The 21060-nt window shown below is 68.1% G+C and carries 14 protein-coding genes; 6 read left to right on the top strand and 8 right to left on the bottom strand.

Annotated features, from left to right (window positions below; all coding sequences use genetic code 11):
* Positions 1-31: 31 nt before the first annotated feature.
* Positions 32-3193 carry an efflux RND transporter permease subunit gene (locus AC5P5V_RS15955; RefSeq protein ID WP_134968845.1) on the bottom strand — a complete coding sequence of 1054 codons (3162 nt, stop codon included), beginning with the start codon at positions 3191-3193 and terminating at the stop codon, positions 32-34.
* A gap of 4 nt (positions 3194-3197) precedes the next feature.
* On the bottom strand, positions 3198-4328 hold the full coding sequence (locus tag AC5P5V_RS15960; protein ID WP_134968844.1) for an efflux RND transporter periplasmic adaptor subunit: 1131 nt from the start codon (positions 4326-4328) through the stop codon (positions 3198-3200).
* Between the two features lie 118 nt (positions 4329-4446).
* Here AC5P5V_RS15960 and AC5P5V_RS15965 point away from each other — a divergent pair, with 118 nt between their 5' ends.
* The 3 genes from AC5P5V_RS15965 (at position 4447) to AC5P5V_RS15975 (ending at position 7285) form a co-directional block, all read left to right on the top strand.
* The gene (locus tag AC5P5V_RS15965) at positions 4447-5127 is read left to right on the top strand and encodes a TetR/AcrR family transcriptional regulator (RefSeq protein WP_134968843.1); all 681 of its coding nucleotides are present in this window, start codon (positions 4447-4449) and stop codon (positions 5125-5127) included.
* A gap of 135 nt (positions 5128-5262) precedes the next feature.
* A complete protein-coding gene (locus AC5P5V_RS15970) occupies positions 5263-5910 on the top strand; it encodes a protein-L-isoaspartate O-methyltransferase family protein (RefSeq protein ID WP_049416694.1) in 648 nt (215 codons plus the stop codon).
* Positions 5911-5926: 16 nt separating this feature from the next.
* Positions 5927-7285 carry a TolC family outer membrane protein gene (locus AC5P5V_RS15975; protein WP_134968842.1) on the top strand — a complete coding sequence of 453 codons (1359 nt, stop codon included), beginning with the start codon at positions 5927-5929 and terminating at the stop codon, positions 7283-7285.
* 97 nt (positions 7286-7382) lie between these two features.
* Here the strand turns inward: AC5P5V_RS15975 and AC5P5V_RS15980 are convergent, their stop codons facing one another.
* Both AC5P5V_RS15980 and waaA read right to left on the bottom strand, forming a co-directional pair.
* Positions 7383-8633, bottom strand: coding sequence for an amino acid transporter (locus AC5P5V_RS15980; protein ID WP_134968841.1), 1251 nt, complete (start codon positions 8631-8633; stop codon positions 7383-7385).
* 223 nt (positions 8634-8856) lie between these two features.
* Positions 8857-10155 (bottom strand): lipid IV(A) 3-deoxy-D-manno-octulosonic acid transferase, encoded by a 1299-nt coding sequence (waaA, locus tag AC5P5V_RS15985; RefSeq protein ID WP_134968840.1) that lies wholly within the window; start codon positions 10153-10155, stop codon positions 8857-8859.
* A gap of 60 nt (positions 10156-10215) precedes the next feature.
* Between waaA and AC5P5V_RS15990 the strand changes: the two genes are divergently transcribed.
* Positions 10216-11133 (top strand): LpxL/LpxP family Kdo(2)-lipid IV(A) lauroyl/palmitoleoyl acyltransferase, encoded by a 918-nt coding sequence (locus AC5P5V_RS15990; protein ID WP_061479569.1) that lies wholly within the window; start codon positions 10216-10218, stop codon positions 11131-11133.
* Between the two features lie 99 nt (positions 11134-11232).
* Here AC5P5V_RS15990 and AC5P5V_RS15995 read toward each other — a convergent pair whose 3' ends face one another.
* The 3 genes from AC5P5V_RS15995 to AC5P5V_RS16005 are packed head-to-tail and all read right to left on the bottom strand — an operon-like array spanning position 11233 to position 13873.
* Positions 11233-12564 carry an O-antigen ligase family protein gene (locus tag AC5P5V_RS15995; RefSeq protein WP_134969511.1) on the bottom strand — a complete coding sequence of 444 codons (1332 nt, stop codon included), beginning with the start codon at positions 12562-12564 and terminating at the stop codon, positions 11233-11235.
* Positions 12545-13660 carry a glycosyltransferase gene (locus tag AC5P5V_RS16000; protein WP_231352287.1) on the bottom strand — a complete coding sequence of 372 codons (1116 nt, stop codon included), beginning with the start codon at positions 13658-13660 and terminating at the stop codon, positions 12545-12547. The genes AC5P5V_RS15995 and AC5P5V_RS16000 overlap by 20 nt, the downstream gene beginning before the upstream one ends.
* Positions 13661-13675: 15 nt before the next feature.
* Complete coding sequence (locus AC5P5V_RS16005; protein WP_005410967.1) at positions 13676-13873, bottom strand: zinc-finger domain-containing protein; 198 nt, start codon at positions 13871-13873, stop codon at positions 13676-13678.
* A gap of 418 nt (positions 13874-14291) precedes the next feature.
* Between AC5P5V_RS16005 and AC5P5V_RS16010 the strand changes: the two genes are divergently transcribed.
* On the top strand, positions 14292-17636 hold the full coding sequence (locus AC5P5V_RS16010; RefSeq protein WP_231352288.1) for a GH92 family glycosyl hydrolase: 3345 nt from the start codon (positions 14292-14294) through the stop codon (positions 17634-17636).
* A complete protein-coding gene (locus tag AC5P5V_RS16015) occupies positions 17633-18376 on the top strand; it encodes a basic secretory protein-like protein (protein WP_049416677.1) in 744 nt (247 codons plus the stop codon). Before AC5P5V_RS16010 ends, AC5P5V_RS16015 begins: the two co-directional genes overlap by 4 nt.
* Before the next feature lie 385 nt (positions 18377-18761).
* On the opposite strand, the gene AC5P5V_RS16020 is transcribed toward AC5P5V_RS16015, so the two are convergent.
* Complete coding sequence (locus AC5P5V_RS16020) at positions 18762-21053, bottom strand: NADP-dependent malic enzyme (protein WP_061479574.1); 2292 nt, start codon at positions 21051-21053, stop codon at positions 18762-18764.
* Positions 21054-21060: the final 7 nt, after the last annotated feature.

Here is a 21060-nt window from a genome sequence, read left to right on the forward strand (position 1 = left end):
GCCAGAGGCGCTGGCCGTGGACGCCGGGGCATCACGCCCCGGATTCATCGGGCTTCACCCGGAACCACGCCGCGTACAACGCCGGCAGGAACACCAGGGTCAGCACCGTACCGACGATCAGGCCGCCCATGATCGAGATCGCCATCGATCCGTAGAACGCGCTGCGCGACAGCGGAATCATCGCCAACACGGCTGCCAGTGCGGTCAGCACGATCGGGCGGAAGCGGCGCACCGTGGCGTCGATGATCGAATGCCAACGGTCATGCCCGGCATCGATGTCCTGCTGGATCTGGTCGATCAGGATCACCGAGTTGCGCATGATCATGCCGGCCAGTGCGATCGTGCCCAGCAGCGCCACGAAGCCGAACGGCGCCCGGAACAGCAGCAGGAACAGGGTCGCGCCGATGATGCCCAGCGGCGCGGTCACCAGCACCATCGCTGCACGCGAGAAGCTGCGCAGCTGCAGCATCAGCAGCGTGGCCACCACCACCAGGAACAGCGGCATGCCGGCCTTGATCGAGTTCTGGCCACGCGCCGAATCCTCCACGGTACCGCCGGTTTCCAGCAGGTAACCACTGGGCAGCTCGGCACGGATGCCGTCCAGTGTGGGCAGGATCTGATGCACCACGTCCAGCGCCTGCATGCCATCACTGATGTCGGCGCGCACAGTCACCGTCGGCAACCGGTTACGGTGCCAGATGATGCCGTCCTCGAAGCCGTACTCCATCGTCGCCACCTGCGACAGCGTGATGCTGCCACCGTTGGCGGTGGGCATCGACAGGCTGGACAGCAGCTCCAGCTGGTTGCGCTCATCGGCCGGCCCGCGCAGCAGCATCTCGATCTGGCGATTGCCCTCGCGATACACGCTGACCGATTGCCCGGCCAACGAACTGGACAGGAACTGGCTGACCTGGGCGCTGCTCACGCCCAGCGCGCGGGCGCGCTCCTGGTCGACTACCAGGCGCACCACCTTGCTCGGCTCGCTCCAGTCCAGGTTGACGTTCATCACGTGCGGGTTCTCCCGCACCTTGGCCTCGACCTGGCGCGCGATCGCCTGCACCTTCTCGATGTGCTCGCCGGAGATGCGCATCTGCACCGGATAGCCGACCGGCGGGCCGTTCTCCAGGCGGGTCACGCGCATCTGCACGTCCGGGAACTTCGGGATCACCTCGTGCAGCAGCCAGTCGCGGGTGCTTTCGCGTGACCTGATGTCCTTGGCCAGCACCACGAACTGGGCGAAGTTGGTCGCCGGCAGCTGCTGGTCCAGCGGCAGGTAGAAGCGCGGCGAACCGGTGCCCACGTAGGAGACGTAGTTGGCAATGCCCTCGCGGCTGGACAGCAGCTTCTCCAGCTTCTCGGCCTGGGCCTGGGTCGAGCGCAGCGAGGCGCCCTCGGCCAGCTCGATGTCCACCATCAATTCCGGCCGGGTCGAATCCGGGAAGAACTGCTGCGGCACGAAGCGGAACATCATCAGCGAGAACACGAACAGCGCGATGGTCGCGGCGATCACCCACCAGCGGTGACGCAGGCAGCCATCGAGGAAGCGACGGAAACTGCGGTAGAACGGGCGCTGGTACGGATCATGGTCATGCCCGTGCTGCGGCGGCGCGATCAGGTTGGCCAGCGCCGGGTAGCGGTCGGCCCACTGCTGGCGCCTGGCCAGCCAGCGCGCGGACAGGCTGCCCGGCTTCGGCGGCTGCGGATTGAACAGGTCCGGCAGCATCTTGTCGCCCAGGTACGGGATGAACAGCACCGCCGCGATCCACGACACCACCAGCGCGATGGTCACCACCTGGAACAGCGAGCGGGTGTATTCACCGGTACTCGATGCCGCAGTGGCAATGGGCAGGAAGCCGGCCGCGGTGATCAGGGTGCCGGTCAGCATCGGGAACGCGGTCGACTCCCAGGCGAAACTGGCGGCGCGCAGGCGGTCATAGCCCTGCTCCATCTTGGTGGCCATCATCTCCACCGCGATGATCGCATCGTCCACCAGCAGGCCCAGCGCCAGCACCAATGCACCCAGCGAGATCTTGTGCAGGCCGATGTCGAAGTAGTGCATGACGAAGAAGGTCATCGCCAGCACCAGCGGGATGGTCACGCCCACCACCAGGCCGGTGCGCAGGCCCAGCGAGAAGAAGCTGACCAGCAGCACGATCACCACCGCCTCGGTCAGCACCTGCACGAACTCGCCGACCGACTCTTCCACCGACTGCGGCTGGTCGGACACTTTGCGCAGCTGCATACCGGCCGGCAGGGTCTTCTGCAGGCGTTCGAACTCGGCATCGAGGTTGGCGCCGAGCTTGAGGATGTCACCGCCATCCTTCATCGCCACCGCCAGGCCGATCGCCTCTTCGCCCATGAAGCGCATCTTCGGCGACGCCGGATCGGCGAAGCCGCGCTTGACCTCGGCGATGTCGCCCAGGTGCACGGTGCGGTCACCGGCGCGGATCGGGAACTGGCGGATCGCTTCGATGTCGTTGAACTGGCCGGTCACCCGCAGCTGCACGCGATCGGTGGCGGTCTCGAAGAAGCTGGTGCCGGTCACTGCATTCTGGTCGGCCAGCGCCTGCTGCACCTGCTGCATCGACACGCCCAGCGTGGCCAGCCGGGTGTTGGACAGTTCGATCCACACCTTCTCGTCCTGCAGGCCGACCAGGTCGATCTTGCCGACGTCGGGCACCCGCTGCAGTTCCAGCTGGATGCGGTCGGCGTAGTCGCGCATCACCGCATAGTCGAAGCCCTTGCCGGTCAACGCATAGATGTTGCCGTAGGTGTCGCCGAACTCATCGTTGAAGAACGGACCGACGATCTCGCGTGGCAGCGTCGGGCGGATGTCGCCCACGCGCTTGCGCACCTGGTACCACAGGTCCGGGATCTGCCTGGAGCGCAGGCTGTCGCGCGCCATGAAGATGATCTGCGATTCGCCCGGACGCGAGTACGAGCGGATGAACTCGTACTCGCCGGTATTCATCAGCGCCTTCTCGAGCGGCTCGGTCACCTGCCGCGAGACCTGCTCGGCAGTGGCCCCGGGCCACAACGTGCGCACCACCATCGCCTTGAAGGTGAACGGCGGGTCCTCGGACTGGCCCAGATGCTTGTACGACCATGCGCCGATCAGCGCGAAGGCCAGCATCGCAAACAGCACCAGCGGGCGGTTGGACAACGCCCACTCGGAAAGATTGAAGCGGCGCACCGGCTTACTCCCTGGCCTTGGCGGCAGCGGCCGGCGTAGCCGGCTTCAGCACGGGACGGTTCTGCCGGTCCACGGCGATCACCGGTTGACCGGCCCGCAGCAGGTGGCCACCCGCAGCAACCACCCAGTCACCCGCGTTCACGCCGGACAGCACCGGTACCGTCTCGCTGCCAAACGCACCGGTGGTAACCGGTGCGGCCCTCAGCGTGCTGTTGGCCGGATCGACCACCCATACGCTGGCGGCACCGTTGGCACCGCGCTGCAGCGCGCCCAGCGGCAGCTGCAGGGTGCCGTGGCGACCGGCGCTGCTGTAGACGCGGGCACTCTGGCCCAGTTCGACGTCGGCCAGCGCATCGGCGGGCAGACTGACCCGGGTCGCATAGGTACGTGCCTGCGGATCGGCAGCGGCGGCGATCTCCCGGATCGTGCCCGGCAGGCGCTGGCCGGGGCGGTTCCACAACTCCACCTCAACCGGCTGGCCCACCGCATAGTCGCGGATGGTGGCCTCGGGCAGGTCGATCAGCACTTCGCGGCCACCGTCGGCGGCCAGGTTAAAGATGGTCTGCCCGGCGGACACTACCTGCCCGGCCTCGGCCTCGCGGCTGGCGATCACACCGTCGGCCGGCGCGCGCAGCTGTGCGTAGCCGGCCTGGTTGCGCAACACATCGAGGTTGGCGCGGGCGGCGTTGGCCTGGCCCTGCGCAGCCTTGAACGCGGCGGACTGCTGGTCCAGCTGCGAGCGGCTGACCAGCTGCTGGTCGGCCAGCACCTGGTAACGCTTGAGGTCATCGCGGGCACGCACCAGATCGGCTTCGGCTGCCGCCAGCTGCGCCTGCGAGGCACGGGCCTGCAGCGCGAAGTCAGCCACGTCCAGCTCGGCCAGCACGTCGCCCTTCTTGACCCGCTGCCCGGCATCGACGTGGCGCTTGACCAGATTGCCGCCAACGCGGAACGACAGCGGGCTTTCCTGCCGGGCACGCACCGTGCCCGGGAACGCCGCCGGCGCCTGCCCGGCCTGCTCGCCGGGGTGAACCACCAGCACCGGTACGGCCGCCGGTGGCGCCTGTTCCTGCCCCGAACAGGCTGCCAGCGCAGCCATCCACACCATACCGCCCATCCAGCGCACGATCTTCATCGGTCAACGTCCTGAAACGCAGGGTTGCAACTAAGGAGGGAGCCGCGACTGCCGGCCCAATTTAATAAACCGGCCGGTATAGTATAAATATCGAACCGCTTGGTCTAGTATTGTCGCGATGAGTTCCCACATTTCCCGCAAGCCGTCGGCCAAGCCCGCTGCCAAGGCCGCCGGACCCGGGCGCCCCAAGGACCTCGGCAAGCGCGCGGCGATCCTTGAAGCAGCCAAGGCACTGTTCATCGAACAGGGGTATACCGGCGTGAGCATGGACACCATCGCCGCTCAGGCCGGCGTCTCGAAGCTGACTGTGTACAGCCACTTTGGCGACAAGGAGACGCTGTTCTCCGAGGCGGTGCAGTCAAAGTGCATTGAAATGCTGCCCGACGCGTTGTTCGTAGCCGACGCGGACGGCCCGCTGCGCGACCAGCTGATCGGTATCGGCCTGGCCTTCTTCGAGCTGATCACCTCCGACGCGGCGATCTCGATCCAGCGCATGATGATGGCGCCGGAGACCGACGAACGCCTGCGCGCGCTGTTCTGGAAAGCCGGCCCCGAGCGTACCTGCGAGGCGCTGGCCGATTTCCTGCGCGCCCGCGCCGAACGTGGCGAACTGGAGATCGCCGACTGTGCTCTGGCCGGCGAGCAGTTCCTGACCCTGGTCAAGGGCGAAGTGCACATGCATATGATGTGCGGCATGCCACTGTCACCCGTGGAATGCGACCCTGTTGCCCACGTGACCGCCAGCATCGACTTCTTCCTGCGCGCCTACGCGCCGCGAGGGGCCGGACCGGCTGAATAACCAAAACTGAACGAACCGGAGGTCGCGATGACTTCCGGCACTGCGACCCCGGCCCCCGGCAGCTGATGCTCTGGGCGCGCCGCCGGCCTCCGGCACCGGTAAAATGGCCGGCCCACTGCGCTGGATTTGAACCTCATGACGATTGATTACGCCCACGCCCGCGAACTGATGGTGGAACAGCAGATCCGTCCCTGGGACGTGCTGGACATCAAGGTGCTCGACGTCCTGGCCCGCCTGCCGCGCGAGGCCTTTGTCGCCGACGCGCACCGGGCACTGGCCTACGCCGATGTCGAACTGCCGATCGGCCACGGCCAGAAGATGATGAAGCCGGTCATCGAGGGCCGTACCCTGCAGGCACTGGACCTGCAGCCGGGTGACGAAGTACTGGAAATCGGCACGGGCAGCGGCTTCCTGTCGGCCTGCATCGGCGCGCTGGCGCGCGATGTGCTGAGCCTGGAAATCGACCCGGAGCTGGCCGCCGCTGCGCGTGCCCGCCTGGACGCCTCCGGCCTGGGCAGCAACGTCCGCGTGGAAGTGGCCGATGCCCTGTCCTGGCAGACCGAACGCCGCTTTGACGTGATCTGTGTCACTGGTGCGGTCGACGTGGTGCCGTCACAGTTCGCCTCGTGGCTGCGTCCGGGTGGCCGCCTGTTCGTGATCCACGGCCGCTCGCCGGCGATGGAGGCCCTGCTGGTCAAGGCCGACGGCAGCTCCGAGTCCCTGTTCGAGACCGATATCGATTACCTGCGTGGTGCCGCCCCGGCCCCCCAGTTCCACCTCTGAGTCCAAGGAAGCCGCAATGATCCGCCGATCCCTCGCTGTTGCGCTGGCCACTGCCCTGCTGCCGTTGTCCGCCCATGCCGCCGACCTGCTGCAGGTCTACGAAATGGCCCGCAACGGCGATCCGCAGCTGTCGGCCGCCGAATCGACCCGGCTGTACGACAAGGAAGGCGCCGTGCAGGCGCGTGCCGCCCTGCTGCCGCAGATCAACGGCCAGGCCACGCTGAACCGCACGCGCAGCGAGCCGAACGCCGACGCCAATTCCGGCTCGTTCACCAACAAGCGCCGCACCTACGCGATCGACGGCAGCCAGACGCTGTTCAACTGGACCCAGATCAACAATCTGCGTTCGCAGCGTGAGCTGAGCAAGGCAGCGGACTTCACCCTCGAGTCGGCCAACGACAGCCTGATCGTGCGCACCTCGGCGGCCTACTTCAATGTGCTGGTGGCGATCGAATCGCTGAACGCCGCACAGACCAATGAAGCGGCCGCGAAGAAGCAGTTCGACTTCGCCGACAAGCGCCTGGAAGTGGGTCTGGCGCCGATCACCGACGTGCACGAAGCACGCGCCCAGTACGACCAGGCGCGCGCCAACACCATCATTGCGCAGAACACCCTGGCCGATAACTACCAGGCCCTGACCGAACTGACCGGCCAGCCGGTGACCAACCTGCGTGGCCTGCCGGCGGACTTCCGCCCGGAAGTGCCGGCCAACCGCGGCAACATCGACGAGCTGGTGCAGCAGGCTACCACCCAGAATCCGGCGCTGAAGGCGCAGGAGCTGAAGGTCAGTGCCGCTGAAGCCGGCGTGCAGGCTGCCCGTGGTGGCCATTACCCGACCCTGTCGCTGGGCGGCAGCTGGGGCAAGAGCGCCACCTGGGGCGACAGCACCGGTGCCGGTTCGCTGTCGCCGGATGCGCGCACCAACAGCATCGGCCTGACCCTGAGCGTGCCGATCTTCTCCGGTGGCGCCACCCAGTCCGGCGTGCGCCAGGCTCTGGCGCAGCGTGACATCGCCCAGGACGGCTACGAGCAGCAGAAGCGTGCCCTGGATCGCAATACCCGCAATGCCTACCAGACCCTGATGCAGGGCATCAGCGAAGTGGAAGCCCGCCGCCTGGCGGTGGTTTCGGCACAGAGCGCGTACGACGCCTCGCAGGTGGGCCTGGAAGTCGGTACCCGTACCGTGCTGGATGTGATCCAGAACCAGCGCATCCTGTTCTCGGCGCAGCTGGACTATGCCCAGGCCCGCTACACCTTCCTGCAGAACCGCCTGCTGCTGAGCCAGTCGCTGGGTGCGCTGGACGTGGCCGAACTGCAGGACGTCAATCGACTGCTGACCCAGGACGCGGGCAACCCGGCCACGACCACGCACTGAGTCGCCGCCCCTGCAACGAAAAAGCCACCCGCGAGGGTGGCTTTTTTGCAGGTGCTGCATCCACACGCGCCCCCCCCCGGCGTGGCCCCACGAACCGTCAGCCCGGCCATGCGCGCAGGCGTTCCAACGCCGCAAGCACGCACAGCGCGGCTGCCAAGGGGGCCAGCATCGACATCATCAGCCCGCAGCCGGCTGCGCCTTGCGGGGTGTCATCCCGACGCCGCCGCAGCACCGCCAGGCACAGCGCCGCCATCACCACCAGCGTTGCCGGACCCGGCAGCGCCGGCAAGGTGCCCTGCGGTAGCCCCAGCACCAGCATCACCGCCGGCAGCGCAACCACCATTGCGCTCAGGCGCGTGCGGGATCGTCCCGCCGCGTCAGCTGCGCGGAGCCACAACGATGTAGCCAACCGGACGGCCAGCATCAGCAGCACCAACTGCAGGGCGGCCAGGCCCGCTGCCCCGGCCAGGGGCAACAATGGCAGCATCCACTGCAGCTGGGGGTGCACCTGCAGCGCCACGGCCAGTGGCCGGGTACTGGCGAGCGCGGAAAACTCGACCAGCCCGGCCTGCAATGCTGCCAGCACGATCAGCAGCAGCATCGCCAGCAACGAGACCAGCGCCAGCACCGCCGGCTGCCACATCGCACCCTGGCGGCGCAGCGCAGGAAAGCCCAGTGCCAGGCCCACGCTGGCAAATATGCCCAGCAGCGGCACCGCAGCCGCCAGCACGCCCCCCAGCCCGAAGCGATACGGCGCGGTCGCCGGAGGCAGCCAGGGAATCCAATGCCCGTAGTGCACGTGACGCGCCGCCAGCGCCAGCAGCAACACCCCCACACCGATCTTCACCGTCAGCAGCGCACAGGCCGCAAGGGCCACACCCCGCGGCGGCAGCAACGCGAGCACGCTCAACGTCAGCAGGCCCACGGCCGCCGCTATCTGCACGGGCAGCCAGTCGTTGGCATGGAGGCCTCCGGTAGCCAGCACCGCATGTACATGGCGGGCCATGGACTGTGCCGCGCCCGCCGTGGTCGCCGTCAGCTCAAGCAACAGGATCGTGCCCAGAACGACGGCCACCCGTGGCCCCCAGCTGGCGGCCAGCAGCCCGTACAGGCCATCGGCCGCCGGCAGTCGCAGCACCAGATCCTGCAGGCAGCACAGCACCAGGCCAGCCCCCAGTGCGGCCAGCAACAGGCTCAGTACGATGGCGGGGCCAGCCTGTGCCGCCGTGTGCTGGCCCACCAGCGCGATCACGCTGCCGCCCACCAGCAACGTCAGTGCCACCACAGCCAGGTGGTCCATCCCCAAGCGCGCCCCACCGGTGCCGTCCCTGCCCCTGTCGCCGTCCATCGCAAGTTCCCTTGATATCCGCCCAAGCGCGGTCGACAGCAGGCTGGCAGCCTGCGTCGTCCTGCGGAATCAGAATCGGTGCTGCGTGCGCCACGATGTGATGGCAGGCACGCTGCCATCGGCAGGGTCGGTCCAGCAACGACAGAAAAATCGTCGCTAAGCAGAATTGATGAAGTTGATCACGACAACGCAGCGCAGCGCCGCCGACGCCGCGCTGCCGGGATCAATCGCGTGCCGGTGGCAGGTGCGGTGCGACCAGCGCAAGCGTGCGCTGCAGCGCGCCACGGCCATTGCTGACCAACGTGCAGCCCGCACGCGCCATGTCCTCGCGGGCCTGCGCATCTTCAAGCAGATGCTGCAGCAGGTCGCCCACCGCCTGCGCATCTTCGCCGATCAGCAGCGCACCGGCCTCGCGCATGCGCCGGGAGATTTCCGCGAAGTTGTGCAGGTGCGGGCCGGTCACCGCCGCGGTTCCCATCGCAGCGGGCTCCAGCAGGTTGTGGCCACCGATGGCCTGCAGGCTGCCGCCGACGAAGGCGACCTGGGCGCAGGCGTAGAACGGCATCAGCTCGCCGAGGGTATCGATGACGAACACGTCTGTGGCGGCGTGCGGCCACTGGTCCACGCGGCGGGTCGCCACGCTCCAGCCCTGTTCGCGCGCCAGCGCTTCCACCTTCGGGAAACGTTCGGGATGGCGCGGTGCCCACAGCAGCAGCAGATCCGGATGCTGCTGGCGCAGGCGGCGGTGCAGGTCGATCACCGCCTGCTCTTCGCCGTCATGGGTACTGGCGGCGATCCATACCGGGCGCGCGCCCGGCACCCGTGCATGGAACTGTTCGACGAAGCCCTGCACGTCCGGCGTGGTGATGTCGAACTTCAGGTTGCCCAGTGCCTGCACCTGGCCGGGCTCCGCCCCCAGCTGCACGAAGCGCTCGGCATCGTCCTGCGACTGCGCGGCCACGCAGGTGACGGTGCGCAGGGCGCGGCGGATCAATGCGGCCAGCAGCCGGTAGCCGCGCAGCGAACGCGCCGACAACCGGGCATTGAGGATGTAGACCGGAACACCACGGTCACGGCAGCCGAACAGCATGTTCGGCCACAACTCGGTTTCCAGGATCAGCGCCAGGCTGGGCTGGAAATGGCCGAGGAAGCGGTTGACGCTGCCCGGCACGTCGTACGGCAGGTAGACATGGTCCAGCGCGTCGCCCCAGAGCGCACGCACGCGCTCGGAGCCGGTCGGAGTGATGGTGGTGATGACCCAGCGGATGTCCGGGCGCTGCTGGCGCAGGGCATTGACCAGCGGCGCGGCGGCATTGACCTCGCCCACCGAGACCGCGTGCAGCCACACCCGTGGCTGGCCGGTCGGCTGCGGATAGGAGGCGTAGCGTTCGTCCCAGCGCCGGAAGTACTCACGGACCCGGAAACCGCGCCAGACCAGGTGGTACACGGTGATCGGCAGCAGGATATAGAGCACGACCGAGTACAGGCCGCGCAGGATCCATTCGACAGGGTCTTTACGCATGCGGCAAGGATACGGGAGCCCCCCGGGAAAGACACGCGGCCGCCTTGGTAGAATGGCCCCATGTCAGATGCCTCCACCGCCGTCCGCCCGTCGCTGCGCGATCCGCGCAACTGGCCGATGTTCGCCGCCATGTTCGGCGCCTTCGCCATCGCCCGCCTGCCGTGGATGCTGCAGCGCGCGCTGGGCCGGGGCGTCGGCTGGATCACCTGGCGCCTGCTCGGCAGCCGCCGCCGCGCCGCCGAGGTCAACCTGCAGCTGTGTTTCCCCGAGAAGGACGAAGCGTGGCGGCAGCGCCTGGTGCGCGACAGTTTCGATGCGCTGGGCGTCGGCGTGTTCGAGTGCATCCGCGCCTGGTGGGGCAGCATCGACAGCATCCGCCCGCAGGTACGGGTCGAAGGCCTGGAACACCTGCGGCAGATGCAGGCCGAAGGCCGCGGCGTCCTGCTGGTCTCCGGCCACTTCATGACCCTGGAGATGTGCGGCCGCCTGCTGTGCGACTACGTCGATCTTTCCGGCATGTACCGCAAGCACAAGAACCCGGTGTATGAGTGGGCGGTCAAGTTCGGCCGCCTGCGCTATGCCAAGGCGATGTTCGCCAACGAGGACATCCGCGCGACCGTGCGCCACCTGAAGAAGGGCGGCTTCCTCTGGTACGCGCCAGACCAGGACATGCGGGGCAAAGACACCGTATTCGTGCCGTTCTTCGGCCACACCGCTTCGACCATCACCGCCACCCATCAGCTGGCACGCATGACCGGCTGTGCGGTGATTCCGTACTTCCACCGGCGCGAAGGCGGAAAGTACTTCCTGAAGATCGGCGCGCCGCTGGAGAACTTCCCCAGCGAGGATGTGGAAGCCGATACCACCCGGGTCAACCAGGCCATCGAAGCGATGGTGCGAGAGGCTCCCGACCAGTACCTGTGGATCCACCGCCGCTTCAAGCGCCAGCCCGGCGGCCGGAGTGATTTCTACAAATAGCGGTGCGTCGGGAATGCTCCATCCACGCATGGCGTGGATCTACCAAAGCACGCTCCGTCCGGTACATGCAGTAGAGCCGCGCCATGCGTGGATGGACGATCAGACCACCGTCGGCGTGTCGCCCGCGTCCCGCGCCAGCAGGCTGCCGGCGAACAACGCAGCCAGCAGCACCGTCAGGCCACCCCAGAAAGCGGAATAGAACGCCAGGTGCGTATTGAGCGGGAACACCGTGACCGCCAGCGCCAGCATCGCCGGCCGGGCGCGATCACGCGCAGCCGCCGGGGCATAGCGCCAGGCCCGCCAGGCCTGCGCCACCGCCGCCAACCACAGCAGCAGGCCCAGAACGCCGGTCTCGGCAAGGATTTCCAGCACGATCTGGTGGGCGTGCAACGCCGGTTGGTTGCCCCACACGGCGGGGCCCTCATCTGACACGCAGGCCGGATACGCATCGCGGAAGCCGCGCGCACCGACACCGTTGACCGGATGCTCCTCGATCATGCACACCGCCGCGGTCCAGATGCGCGCGCGCCCCGAAAGGGCCTCGTCAACGCCCTGCCCGTCTTCGTTCCATGCCTGCGCCGTGCGCGCGACACGCTCGCGCAGCTGCGGCACGCCCGCTGTCAGTGCGGCCGTACCCAGCGCTGCCACCAGGGCCAGCAGCAGCAGCCGCTTCCAGCCGAACTGGCGCACGCCGCTGTAGGCCAGCACCAGCACAAAGGTGATCCACGAGGCGCGCGAACCTGCCAGCAGCAGCACGCACCCCAGTGTCGCAGCGGCGAGCAACCACCCTGCATTGCCGAAACGCCGCGCCATCGGCAGCAGCAGGAACGGTGACAGGCTGGCCAGCACCTGGCCGAATTTCAGATTGCAGGGCCCAAGCGCGCCACTGAGGCGGTCGGCCAGTGCGGCTTCGTCGGCCGGGCACAGCGCCTGGCCACTCACGGCCAGCTTCAGGTGTTCCAGCGACCAGAACCACGGGCTGGTGCCAGCCAGCGCCTGCACCAGCGCGTCCAGCGTCCACACGCCGGTGATCAGCGCCAGGCCACCGAAGGTCAAGCGCCGCCGTTCCGGCGTGGCCACCGCGATCGCCACCAGCCACATGAAGGGCAGGTAGCGCAGTCCGGCGGCCGCCTTGGTCCACGAGGCCGAAGGGTCGATCGCATCGATGGCCGAAAACGCCTGCGGCAGCCAGTAGCCGAGGAACAGGATCGAGGTCAGCGCCCACGCCGCCGTGCTCAACAGGTGCGGGCGGCGCTGCAGCCGGCGCATCACCATGCGCGCGGCAGCATAGACCGCGCCAAGGCCCAGCACGGTTTCGGCAATGCCCGGCAGCGGCCACATCGCCACGTACGCCAGCACCCACCAGGGCGCCCAGCGCCCGGCACGGTCGTCGCGCACGATGGCAGCGGGGTCAGCCGGCGAGATCGGCATAGAGGCGGAGGGTGTCGCGCTGCATGGCCTGCAGGGTAAACGGGATGCGGGTCGGCAGGGACGGCGGCTGCGCCAGCAGGGCCAGCGCACGTTCACCCAGCGCGTGCGCGTCGCCCAGCGGCACCGCACCGCTGGGCTGCAGCTGCTGCAGCAGTTCGCCGACGCCACCGTGGTCCCAGCCCAGCACCGGGCGGCCGACCGACAGCGCCTCGAGCACGGTGCGGCCAAAGGCTTCCGGCTTGTCCGACAGCTGCAGCACCAGATCGCTGGCGGCGTAGGCCTGGGCGATGCGGACGGTAGGCGTGCTGATCTGTACGGCCTCGGCCACGCCCAGCGCCGCGGCCTGGCGGCGCAGGCCAGCCACGTAGGCCTCGCGCCCGGGTTCGTCGGTGCCCAGCATCCACAGCTGGGCAGGCACGCCGGCGGCACGCACGTCGGCCAGCAGCTGCAGCGCGTGGGCGTGGCCCTTCAGTCGGGTGCCGCGCCCCGGCAGCAGCAGCAGCGGGCCCTCAACCTGCGCCAGCCACGGGTAGTCGGCCGCCAGGGCCAGCCGCGGACGGCGGTCGGCGCGCGCCACGCGCGGGAACTGGTTGACGTCGACACCTCTCGGTACGACCCGCAGTTTTTCTTCCGGCACCGTCGGGTAATGGCGTTGCACGTAGGCACGCACGGTGTTGGACACGCAGATCACGCGTTCGCCACTGGTCATCACCGCGCTGTAGCGGCTGGGCGAGTTCAACCCGTGCACGGTGGTCACCCAATGCGGGCGCTGTGCGGCGGGCATGGCGCGGATCGCGTACAGGCCCAACCAGGCCGGCAGCCGCGAACGGGCATGCACGATGTCCGCACCAACTTCGGCAAACAGCCGGCGCAGGGTCGGCAGATGGCGCAGGGTCAGCAGCGACTTGCGGCCGATATCCAGGGTGAGGTGCTCGGCACCGCTGTCCAGCAGCGGCTGCACCAGGCGGCCGCCGGCAGACACCACCAGCGCGCGATGGCCGGCGACAACCAGGGCCGCAGCGATTTCCAGGGTCGAGCGCTCGACACCACCGGAGTGCAGCGCCGGCAGCAACTGCACCACGGTCAATCGGCGCATCGAAGGGGCCGCCGTTTAGTCGGCCAGCACGAACACGGACCCGCAGTAGGGGCACTGCGCTTCGCCGTTGGGCTCGTCCTCGATCGGCAGGTACACGCGCGGATGCGAGTTCCACAGCGCCATTTCCGGGGTCGGGCAGCTCAACGGCAGATCGCTGCGGTGCACGGTGTAGCGCTTCTCGGCGTTGGCGGGCGCGGTGGCGGTATGGCTCATGGCGGATTCGGTGAACGGGTTGCGAGGCCTGTGATTCTAGCATCTGGGCCGCAACGACATTGCCCCGCAACGGGCCTTTGCACGCCGCCGCCGATGCCTCGCATCTCCCCGCCGCACGCCGGGCGGCGGTGATTCCGGGGATTTCGCGGTCGTTCCGGCAGGTTCGCTCGCCAGAATCGACTCCAGCGATATTTCCCGCATTTGGATCGAACTAAATGGCACTTGCCAGCGCGCGGCGGCTGTTGCAGGATCGGGCCAGGTCGCACCTCGACCCACCCAATCCAACCCGATCGCATGGCCCGCCCCCACCGGACCGGCATCGCCTCTTCCACTGCCAGCCTGGCGGGCGGAGCGATGCTGTCCGTGGTGTCCGCCGATGCGGGTTCGCCCGCCGCCAGCCCTTCCGGGAGACCCTTGCATGACCCTGTCCGATCCGCGCCGCGCCCTGCTTCCGCTCGCCCTGGCCCTGGCCTGTGCGACCCCTGCGATGCCGGCGCGGGCGCAGGGGCTGCAGACCTCGTTCGAACCGGGCGAACCTGTCCCGGCGCAGGCCACCGGTGCGCTGCAGGTCACGATCGGCAATGGACCGGCCGCGCCCTACGCCGCCAAGCGCAACGCCGGCTACAGCGGCCTGCATGCGCTGCGCTACAGCAGCGAAGGCGGCAGCGCGCGGCGCGAACTGTTCAAGGCCGACCTGCCCATCGAGGCCGATACCACGCTGTCGTGGCTGGTGCTGCCGGAAATCGTCGGCAAGGACACCGTCGCCTCGACCTATGTATCGCTGGACCTGCTGCTGGACGATGGCAGCCGCGTCTCGGCCGGTGCGGCACGCGACCAGCATGGCGTGGCGATCGGCGCGCGCGCGCAGGGCGAATCGAAGACGCTGTACCCGCAACAGTGGGCCCGCAAGGCGGTGCGGCTGGGCGACGTGCCCACGCTGAAGGGCCGCCGCGTGGTGGCGATCGAGCTGGAGGTGGCCAGCGCCGAGGGCGCGCCGGTCTCTGGCTGGATTGATGACGTGCGCCTGGATGCCCAACCGCGGCAGCGGCCGCAGCGCGTCTCCGACTGGGTGCTGACCACCCGCGGCACCCAGGCCAACGGCACCTTCTCGCGCGGCAACAATTTCCCGGCCACGGCGGTGCCGCACGGGTTCAACTTCTGGACCCCGGTGACCGACGCCGGCGCACTGAACTGGCTGTACCGCTGGAACGAACAGAACGATGCGCAGAACCGCCCGCAGCTGCAGGCACTGGCACTGAGCCACCAGCCCAGCCCGTGGATGGGCGACCGCCAGACCTTCCAGGTGATGCCCTCGGCCAGCCGTGGCGTGCCGGACGCCGACCGCCGCAAGCGCGCGCTGTCGTTCGACCGCCGTCATGAAAGCGCGCGCCCCTACCGCTACGACGTGCGCTTCGACAATGGCATCGCTGCTGCCATCGCACCGACCGACCATGCCGCGCTGTTCCGCTTCGAGTTCCCCGAGGGCGGCGACGCCAACCTGCTGTTCGACAATGTCGATGCGCGTGGTGGCCTGACCCTGGACACGGCCACGCAGACCCTCAGCGGCTACACCGATACGCGCAGTGGCCTGTCCAACGGCGCCAGCCGCATGTACGTGGTGGCCAGCTTCGACAAGCCGTGGCGCAGCAGCGGCCGCCTCGACACCGACCGCCCGACCGGTTACATCAAGTTCAATGCCGGCAGCGACCGGCAGGTGACGATGCGTATCGCCACCTCGCTGATCTCGGTGGAACAGGCGCGTCACAACCTGGCGCTGGAAATCGCCGCCGCCGACACGCTGGAAAGCGTGGCCGGCCGTGCGCAGGATGCATGGGACGCGCGCCTGGCCCGCTTCGACATCGGCAATGCCAGTGACGACCAGAAGACCACCTTGTATTCCAGCCTGTACCGGCTGTACCTGTATCCCAACTCCGGCCACGAGAATGCCGGCAGCGCGGCCGCGCCTGACTGGCGCTACGCCAACCAGGCCAGCGCCAGCGACGACAACACCGAGGGCAGCGCGAACCGCAGCTTCACCGGCGTGCGCGATGGCAAGGTGTTCGTCAACAACGGCTTCTGGGACACCTTCCGCACCACCTGGCCAGCCTATGCGCTGTTCACGCCCGACGATGCCGGGCAGATGGTGCAGGGTTTCATCGAGCAGTACCGTGCCGGTGGCTGGATCGCACGCTGGTCGTCGCCGGGCTACGCCGACCTGATGGTCGGTACCAGCTCGGACGTGGCATTTGCAGATGCGTGGCTGAAAGGCGTCGGTGGCTTCGATCCGGCAGAGGCCTACGCGGCCGCGCTGAAGAACGCGACCGTGGTCCCCCCCGACCGCCACGTCGGCCGCAAGGGCATGGACCGCTCGACCTTCCGTGGCTATGCCAGCGCGGACGTGCACGAAGGCATGTCGTGGACGATGGAAGGCGCACTGAATGACTTCGGCATCGCCAACATGGCCGAGGCCCTGGCCAAACGCGCGACCACGCCGGCCGCACGCGAGCGCTACAGCACCGAGGCCGACTACTTCCGCCATCGCGCCGCCAGCTACGCGACGATGTTCGATCCGGCCGCCGGCTTCTTCCAGGGCCGCAAGGCCGATGGCCAGTGGCGCGTGGACGCCAAGGCCTACGACCCGCGCGTGTGGGGCCACGACTACACCGAATCCAATGGCTGGACCTTCGCCTTCACCGCCGCCCACGATGGCGAAGGACTCGCCGCGCTCTATGGTGGCCGTGACAAGCTGGCAGCGAAGCTGGATGCCTTCTTCTCCACCCCGGAAACCGCCGACCCCGCGTTTGCCGGATCCTACGGCGGCACCATCCACGAGATGACCGAAGCGCGCGATGTGCGCATGGGCATGTACGCGCACAGCAACCAGCCGGCGCACCACATCCCATGGATGTACCTGTACGCCGGGCAGCCGTGGAAGACCCAGCAGCACGTGCGCGAGATCCTGTCGCGGCTGTATGTGGGCAGCGAGATCGGCCAGGGCTATCCGGGCGACGAGGACAACGGCGAGACCTCCGCGTGGTACGTGCTGGCTTCGCTGGGCCTGTATCCGCTGCGCATGGGCGCCCCGGAGTACGTGATCGGTTCACCGGCGTTCGAACATGCGAGGGTGGAACTGCAGGGCGGTGCGGTGCTGACCGTGAACGCGGCCAACAACTCACGCGAGAACGTCTACGTGCAGTCGCTGAAGATCAATGGCAAGCCGTGGACGAAGACCTGGGTGCCGCACGAGCTGATCGCCAAGGGCGCGACGCTGGACTTCGTGATGGGGCCGCAGCCTTCGCGCTGGGGCAGCGGCGTGGACGATGTGCCGCGCTCGCTGACCGCGCGGGGCCAGCGCCCGCAGCTGCTGCACGACCTGCTCGGCAGTGGCGCCAAGGCGACGCTGGCCGATGGTCGCGCCCTGCCAGCGCTGGTCGACGACGATGCCGCCACGACCGTCGGCCTGGGCGGCGGCGCAACCATCGCACTGACCGGCCTGGGCGACGGCGTGCCGACCATGTACACGCTCACCAGCGGTGACGGCCGCATCCAGGGCGGCGAATGGACGCTGGAAGCGCGCAGTGGCAACGGCCGCTGGATCGTGCTCGACCAGCGCAGCGGCGAAGCCTTCGAGTCTGCCCGCCAGACCCGACCGTTCCGCATCGCCAAACCCGGTCGTTACAGCGAGTATCGGCTGCGCCTGGCCGCACCGGGCCGGCTGCCGCTGGCGGAGATCGAACTGTTGGCGCCCAGCGCCGTACAATGAGCCCCATGCGCTACCGTCTGCTGCCTCTGGCCCTTGTTGCCCTTTCCTTCTCCAGCTTCGGCCAGACCCAGGCCTTTGATGCGCAGCTGACCCGCGACGGCGTGACGCTGAACTACCAGGACGCCCGTGGCGCCCTGGCCGCGCCGCAGCGCAAGCGGATCATCGATACGTTCTACTTCGCCTACCTGCGCGAACGTGCGGACTTCCACCCGGCCGCGCCGTCGATGGTGCGCATCGTGATCGACCCGGCCTACACCGGGATCGCCTTCGTCGGTGACAAGGACCAGGCCGCAACGATCACCATCAACCCGGGTTGGCTGGCGCAGCACCCCAACGACATCGACCTGGTCACCCATGAGGCCATGCACATCGTGCAGGGCTATCCGGGCTATGGCGACGCACGGGTGCCGGGTTGGCTGGTGGAGGGCATCGCCGACTACGCACGCGACCGCTACGGCATGGACAATGCCGCCGCGGGCTGGGCACTGCCGGGCAAGGTCGAGAAGGGACAGAACTTCGACAGTGGCTACCGGGTGACCGGTGCGTTCCTGAAGTGGGCCGACGCCGAACACCCGGGACTGGTGCTCGCACTGGACAAGGCCCTGCGCGACGGCCGCTATGCACCGGCGCTGTGGCAGAAGCACACCGGCAAGGCACTGCCGGCGCTGTGGGCGCAGTACGCCAAGCCGCGTTCCGACGCTCCGCCGCCGGCCCCTGCACGCCGCGGCAAGCGGCGCTGACGCCCACGCTGTCGCCGGCGCCTCAGCGCGACTGCACGAAACCGGCGTACAGCGCGAACAGCTGCTGGAAGTACCGCCGCGTCACTCGATTGCGCATGACACCCTCGCCGATGGGAAGTTGGTCGGGCCCAGGGTGGGAAGGCCGGTCCGGTCCCTTCCCACGGCCGGGCCGCGTGGGCGTATTGGGCCGCAGCGGCGTTGCAGGGAAATGACCGCCGGACTGCAATTCACCGGGTAGCGCCGGGCCATGCCCGGCGGAATGCGAGAAGCGCCGCGCTGCGCGCTCGCCGGGCATGGCCCGGCGCTACCCGATCCGGTTTCCGCTGGGCGGAAACGAAACGCGCCCCGAAGGGCGCGTTTCTGCAGATCGCAGCGGAGCGAAGGCTTACGCCTTCTTCTCCGCTTCGATCTGCTTGCGGATCTGCGCATCGACCGCCGCAATGGCGGTCATGTTCAGGATCCGGCGCGAGGTCGCGCTGGTGGTCAGGATGTGCACCGGCTTGTTCACGCCCATCAGGATCGGGCCGATCGCCACGCCGTCGGTGAACACGCGCACCAGGTTGTAGGCGATGTTGGCCGCTTCCAGGTTCGGCAGCACGAACAGGTTGGCGCGGCCCTGCAGGGTCGAGCCCGGCAGCAGCTTCTGGCGCAGCGCTTCATCCCATGCGGTGTCGCCCTGCATTTCGCCATCCACGTTCAGGCGCGGGTTGCGCTTGAGCAGCAGCTCGCGCACCTGGCGCATCTTCAGCGCATCCTTCGAATCATGGCTGCCGAAGTTGGAGTGCGACAGCAGCGCCACCTTCGGCTCGATGCCGAACAGCTTCATGCGATAGGCCGCCTGCAGGGTCGCCTCGCACAGCTGCTCGGCGGTCGGATCTTCCTGCACATGGGTATCGACGAAGAAGAACACGCCCTGCTGGTTGATCACGCCGGTCATCGCCGAGGTCGAGGTGACCTTCGGCTCTAGCGGCAGCACGCTGCGCACGTAGCCCAGCTTCTTGTGGAAGCGGCCGACGATGCCGGTCAGCATCGCATCGGCTTCGCCACGGGCGACCATCACCGCTGCGATCAGGGTCGGGCGCGACCGCATCAGGTTCTTCGCCGCGGCCACGGTCACGCCACGACGGCCGGTCAGGCCGTGGTAGTACTGCCAGTATTCGTTGAAACGCGGGTCGTCGTTGATGTTGGTGACTTCAACGTTCTCGCCGATCTTCAGGCGCAGGCCGAGGCGCTCGATGCGCGACTCGATCACTTCCGGGCGGCCGATCAGGATCGGATGCGCCAGGCCGTCATCGACCACGTTCTGCACCGCCTGCAGCACCACTTCCTCTTCGCCCTCGGCGTACACCACGCGCTGCTTGTCGCTGCGCGCGCGGTCGTACACCGGCTTCATCATCAGGCTGGTGCGGTAGACGAACTGGGCCAGCTTGTCGCGGTAGGCGCCCATGTCCTCGATCGGGCGCGAGGCCACGCCCGAGTCCATCGCGGCCTGGGCCACGGCGGCCGACAGTTCCACCAGCAGGCGGCGGTCGAACGGGCGCGGGATCAGGTATTCACGGCCGAAGCTCGGGGTCTCGCCGCCGTAGGCCGAGCCCATGTCGGTGGCTGCACGGCGTGCCAGTGCAGCGATGGCACGCACGCAGGCGATCTTCATTTCCTCGTTGATCGCGGTCGCACCCACGTCCAGCGCACCACGGAACAGATACGGGAAGCACAGCACGTTGTTGACCTGGTTCGGGTAGTCCGAACGGCCGGTGCCGATGATCGCGTCCGGACGCGCAGCGCGCGCCACCTCCGGCATGATTTCCGGGGTCGGGTTGGCCAGCGCGAAGATCACCGGATCCGGCGCCATGGTCTTGACCATGTCGGCGGTCAGGATGCCCGGTGCCGACAGGCCCAGGAAGATGTCCGCGCCGTCGACGATCTCGGCCAGGGTGCGCTTGTCGGTGTCACGCGCATAGCGCTGCTTTTCCGGGTCCAGGTCGGTACGACCGGTATGGATCACGCCCTCGCGATCGAAGGCCAGGATGTTCTCCGGCTTCAGGCCCAGCTGCACCAGCATGTTCACGCAGGAAATGCCGGCCGCGCCCATGCCCGTGGTCGCCAGCTTCACTTCCTCGATCTTCTTGCCGGTGATCGCCATCGCGTTGAGCACGGCCGCGCCGACGATGATCGCCGTGCCATGCTGGTCGTCATGGAACACCGGGATCTTCATGCGCTCGCGCAGCTTGCGCTCGACCACGAAGCATTCCGGCGCCTTGATGTCCTCCAGGTTGATGCCGCCGAAGGTCGGTTCCAGCGAGGCGATGATGTCGACCAGCTTGTCCGGGTCGGTCTCATCCACTTCGATGTCGAACACATCGATGCCGGCGAACTTCTGGAACAGCACGCCCTTGCCTTCCATCACCGGCTTGCCGGCCAGCGCGCCGATGTTGCCCAGGCCCAGCACCGCGGTGCCGTTGGAGATCACCGCCACCAGGTTGCCGCGGGCGGTCAGCTCGCTGGCCTGCTGCGGGTCGGCCTTGATCGCTTCACAGGCGTACGCCACGCCCGGCGAATACGCCAGCGACAGGTCGCGCTGGGTCAGCATGGGCTTGGTAGCGGAAACCTTGATCTTTCCCGGCGGGGACATCCGGTGGTAATCGAGGGCGGCCTGTTTGAAATCTTCGTTGGACATCGATGTG

It is taken from the genome of Stenotrophomonas sp. YJH_SMC_130 (assembly GCF_059369035.1).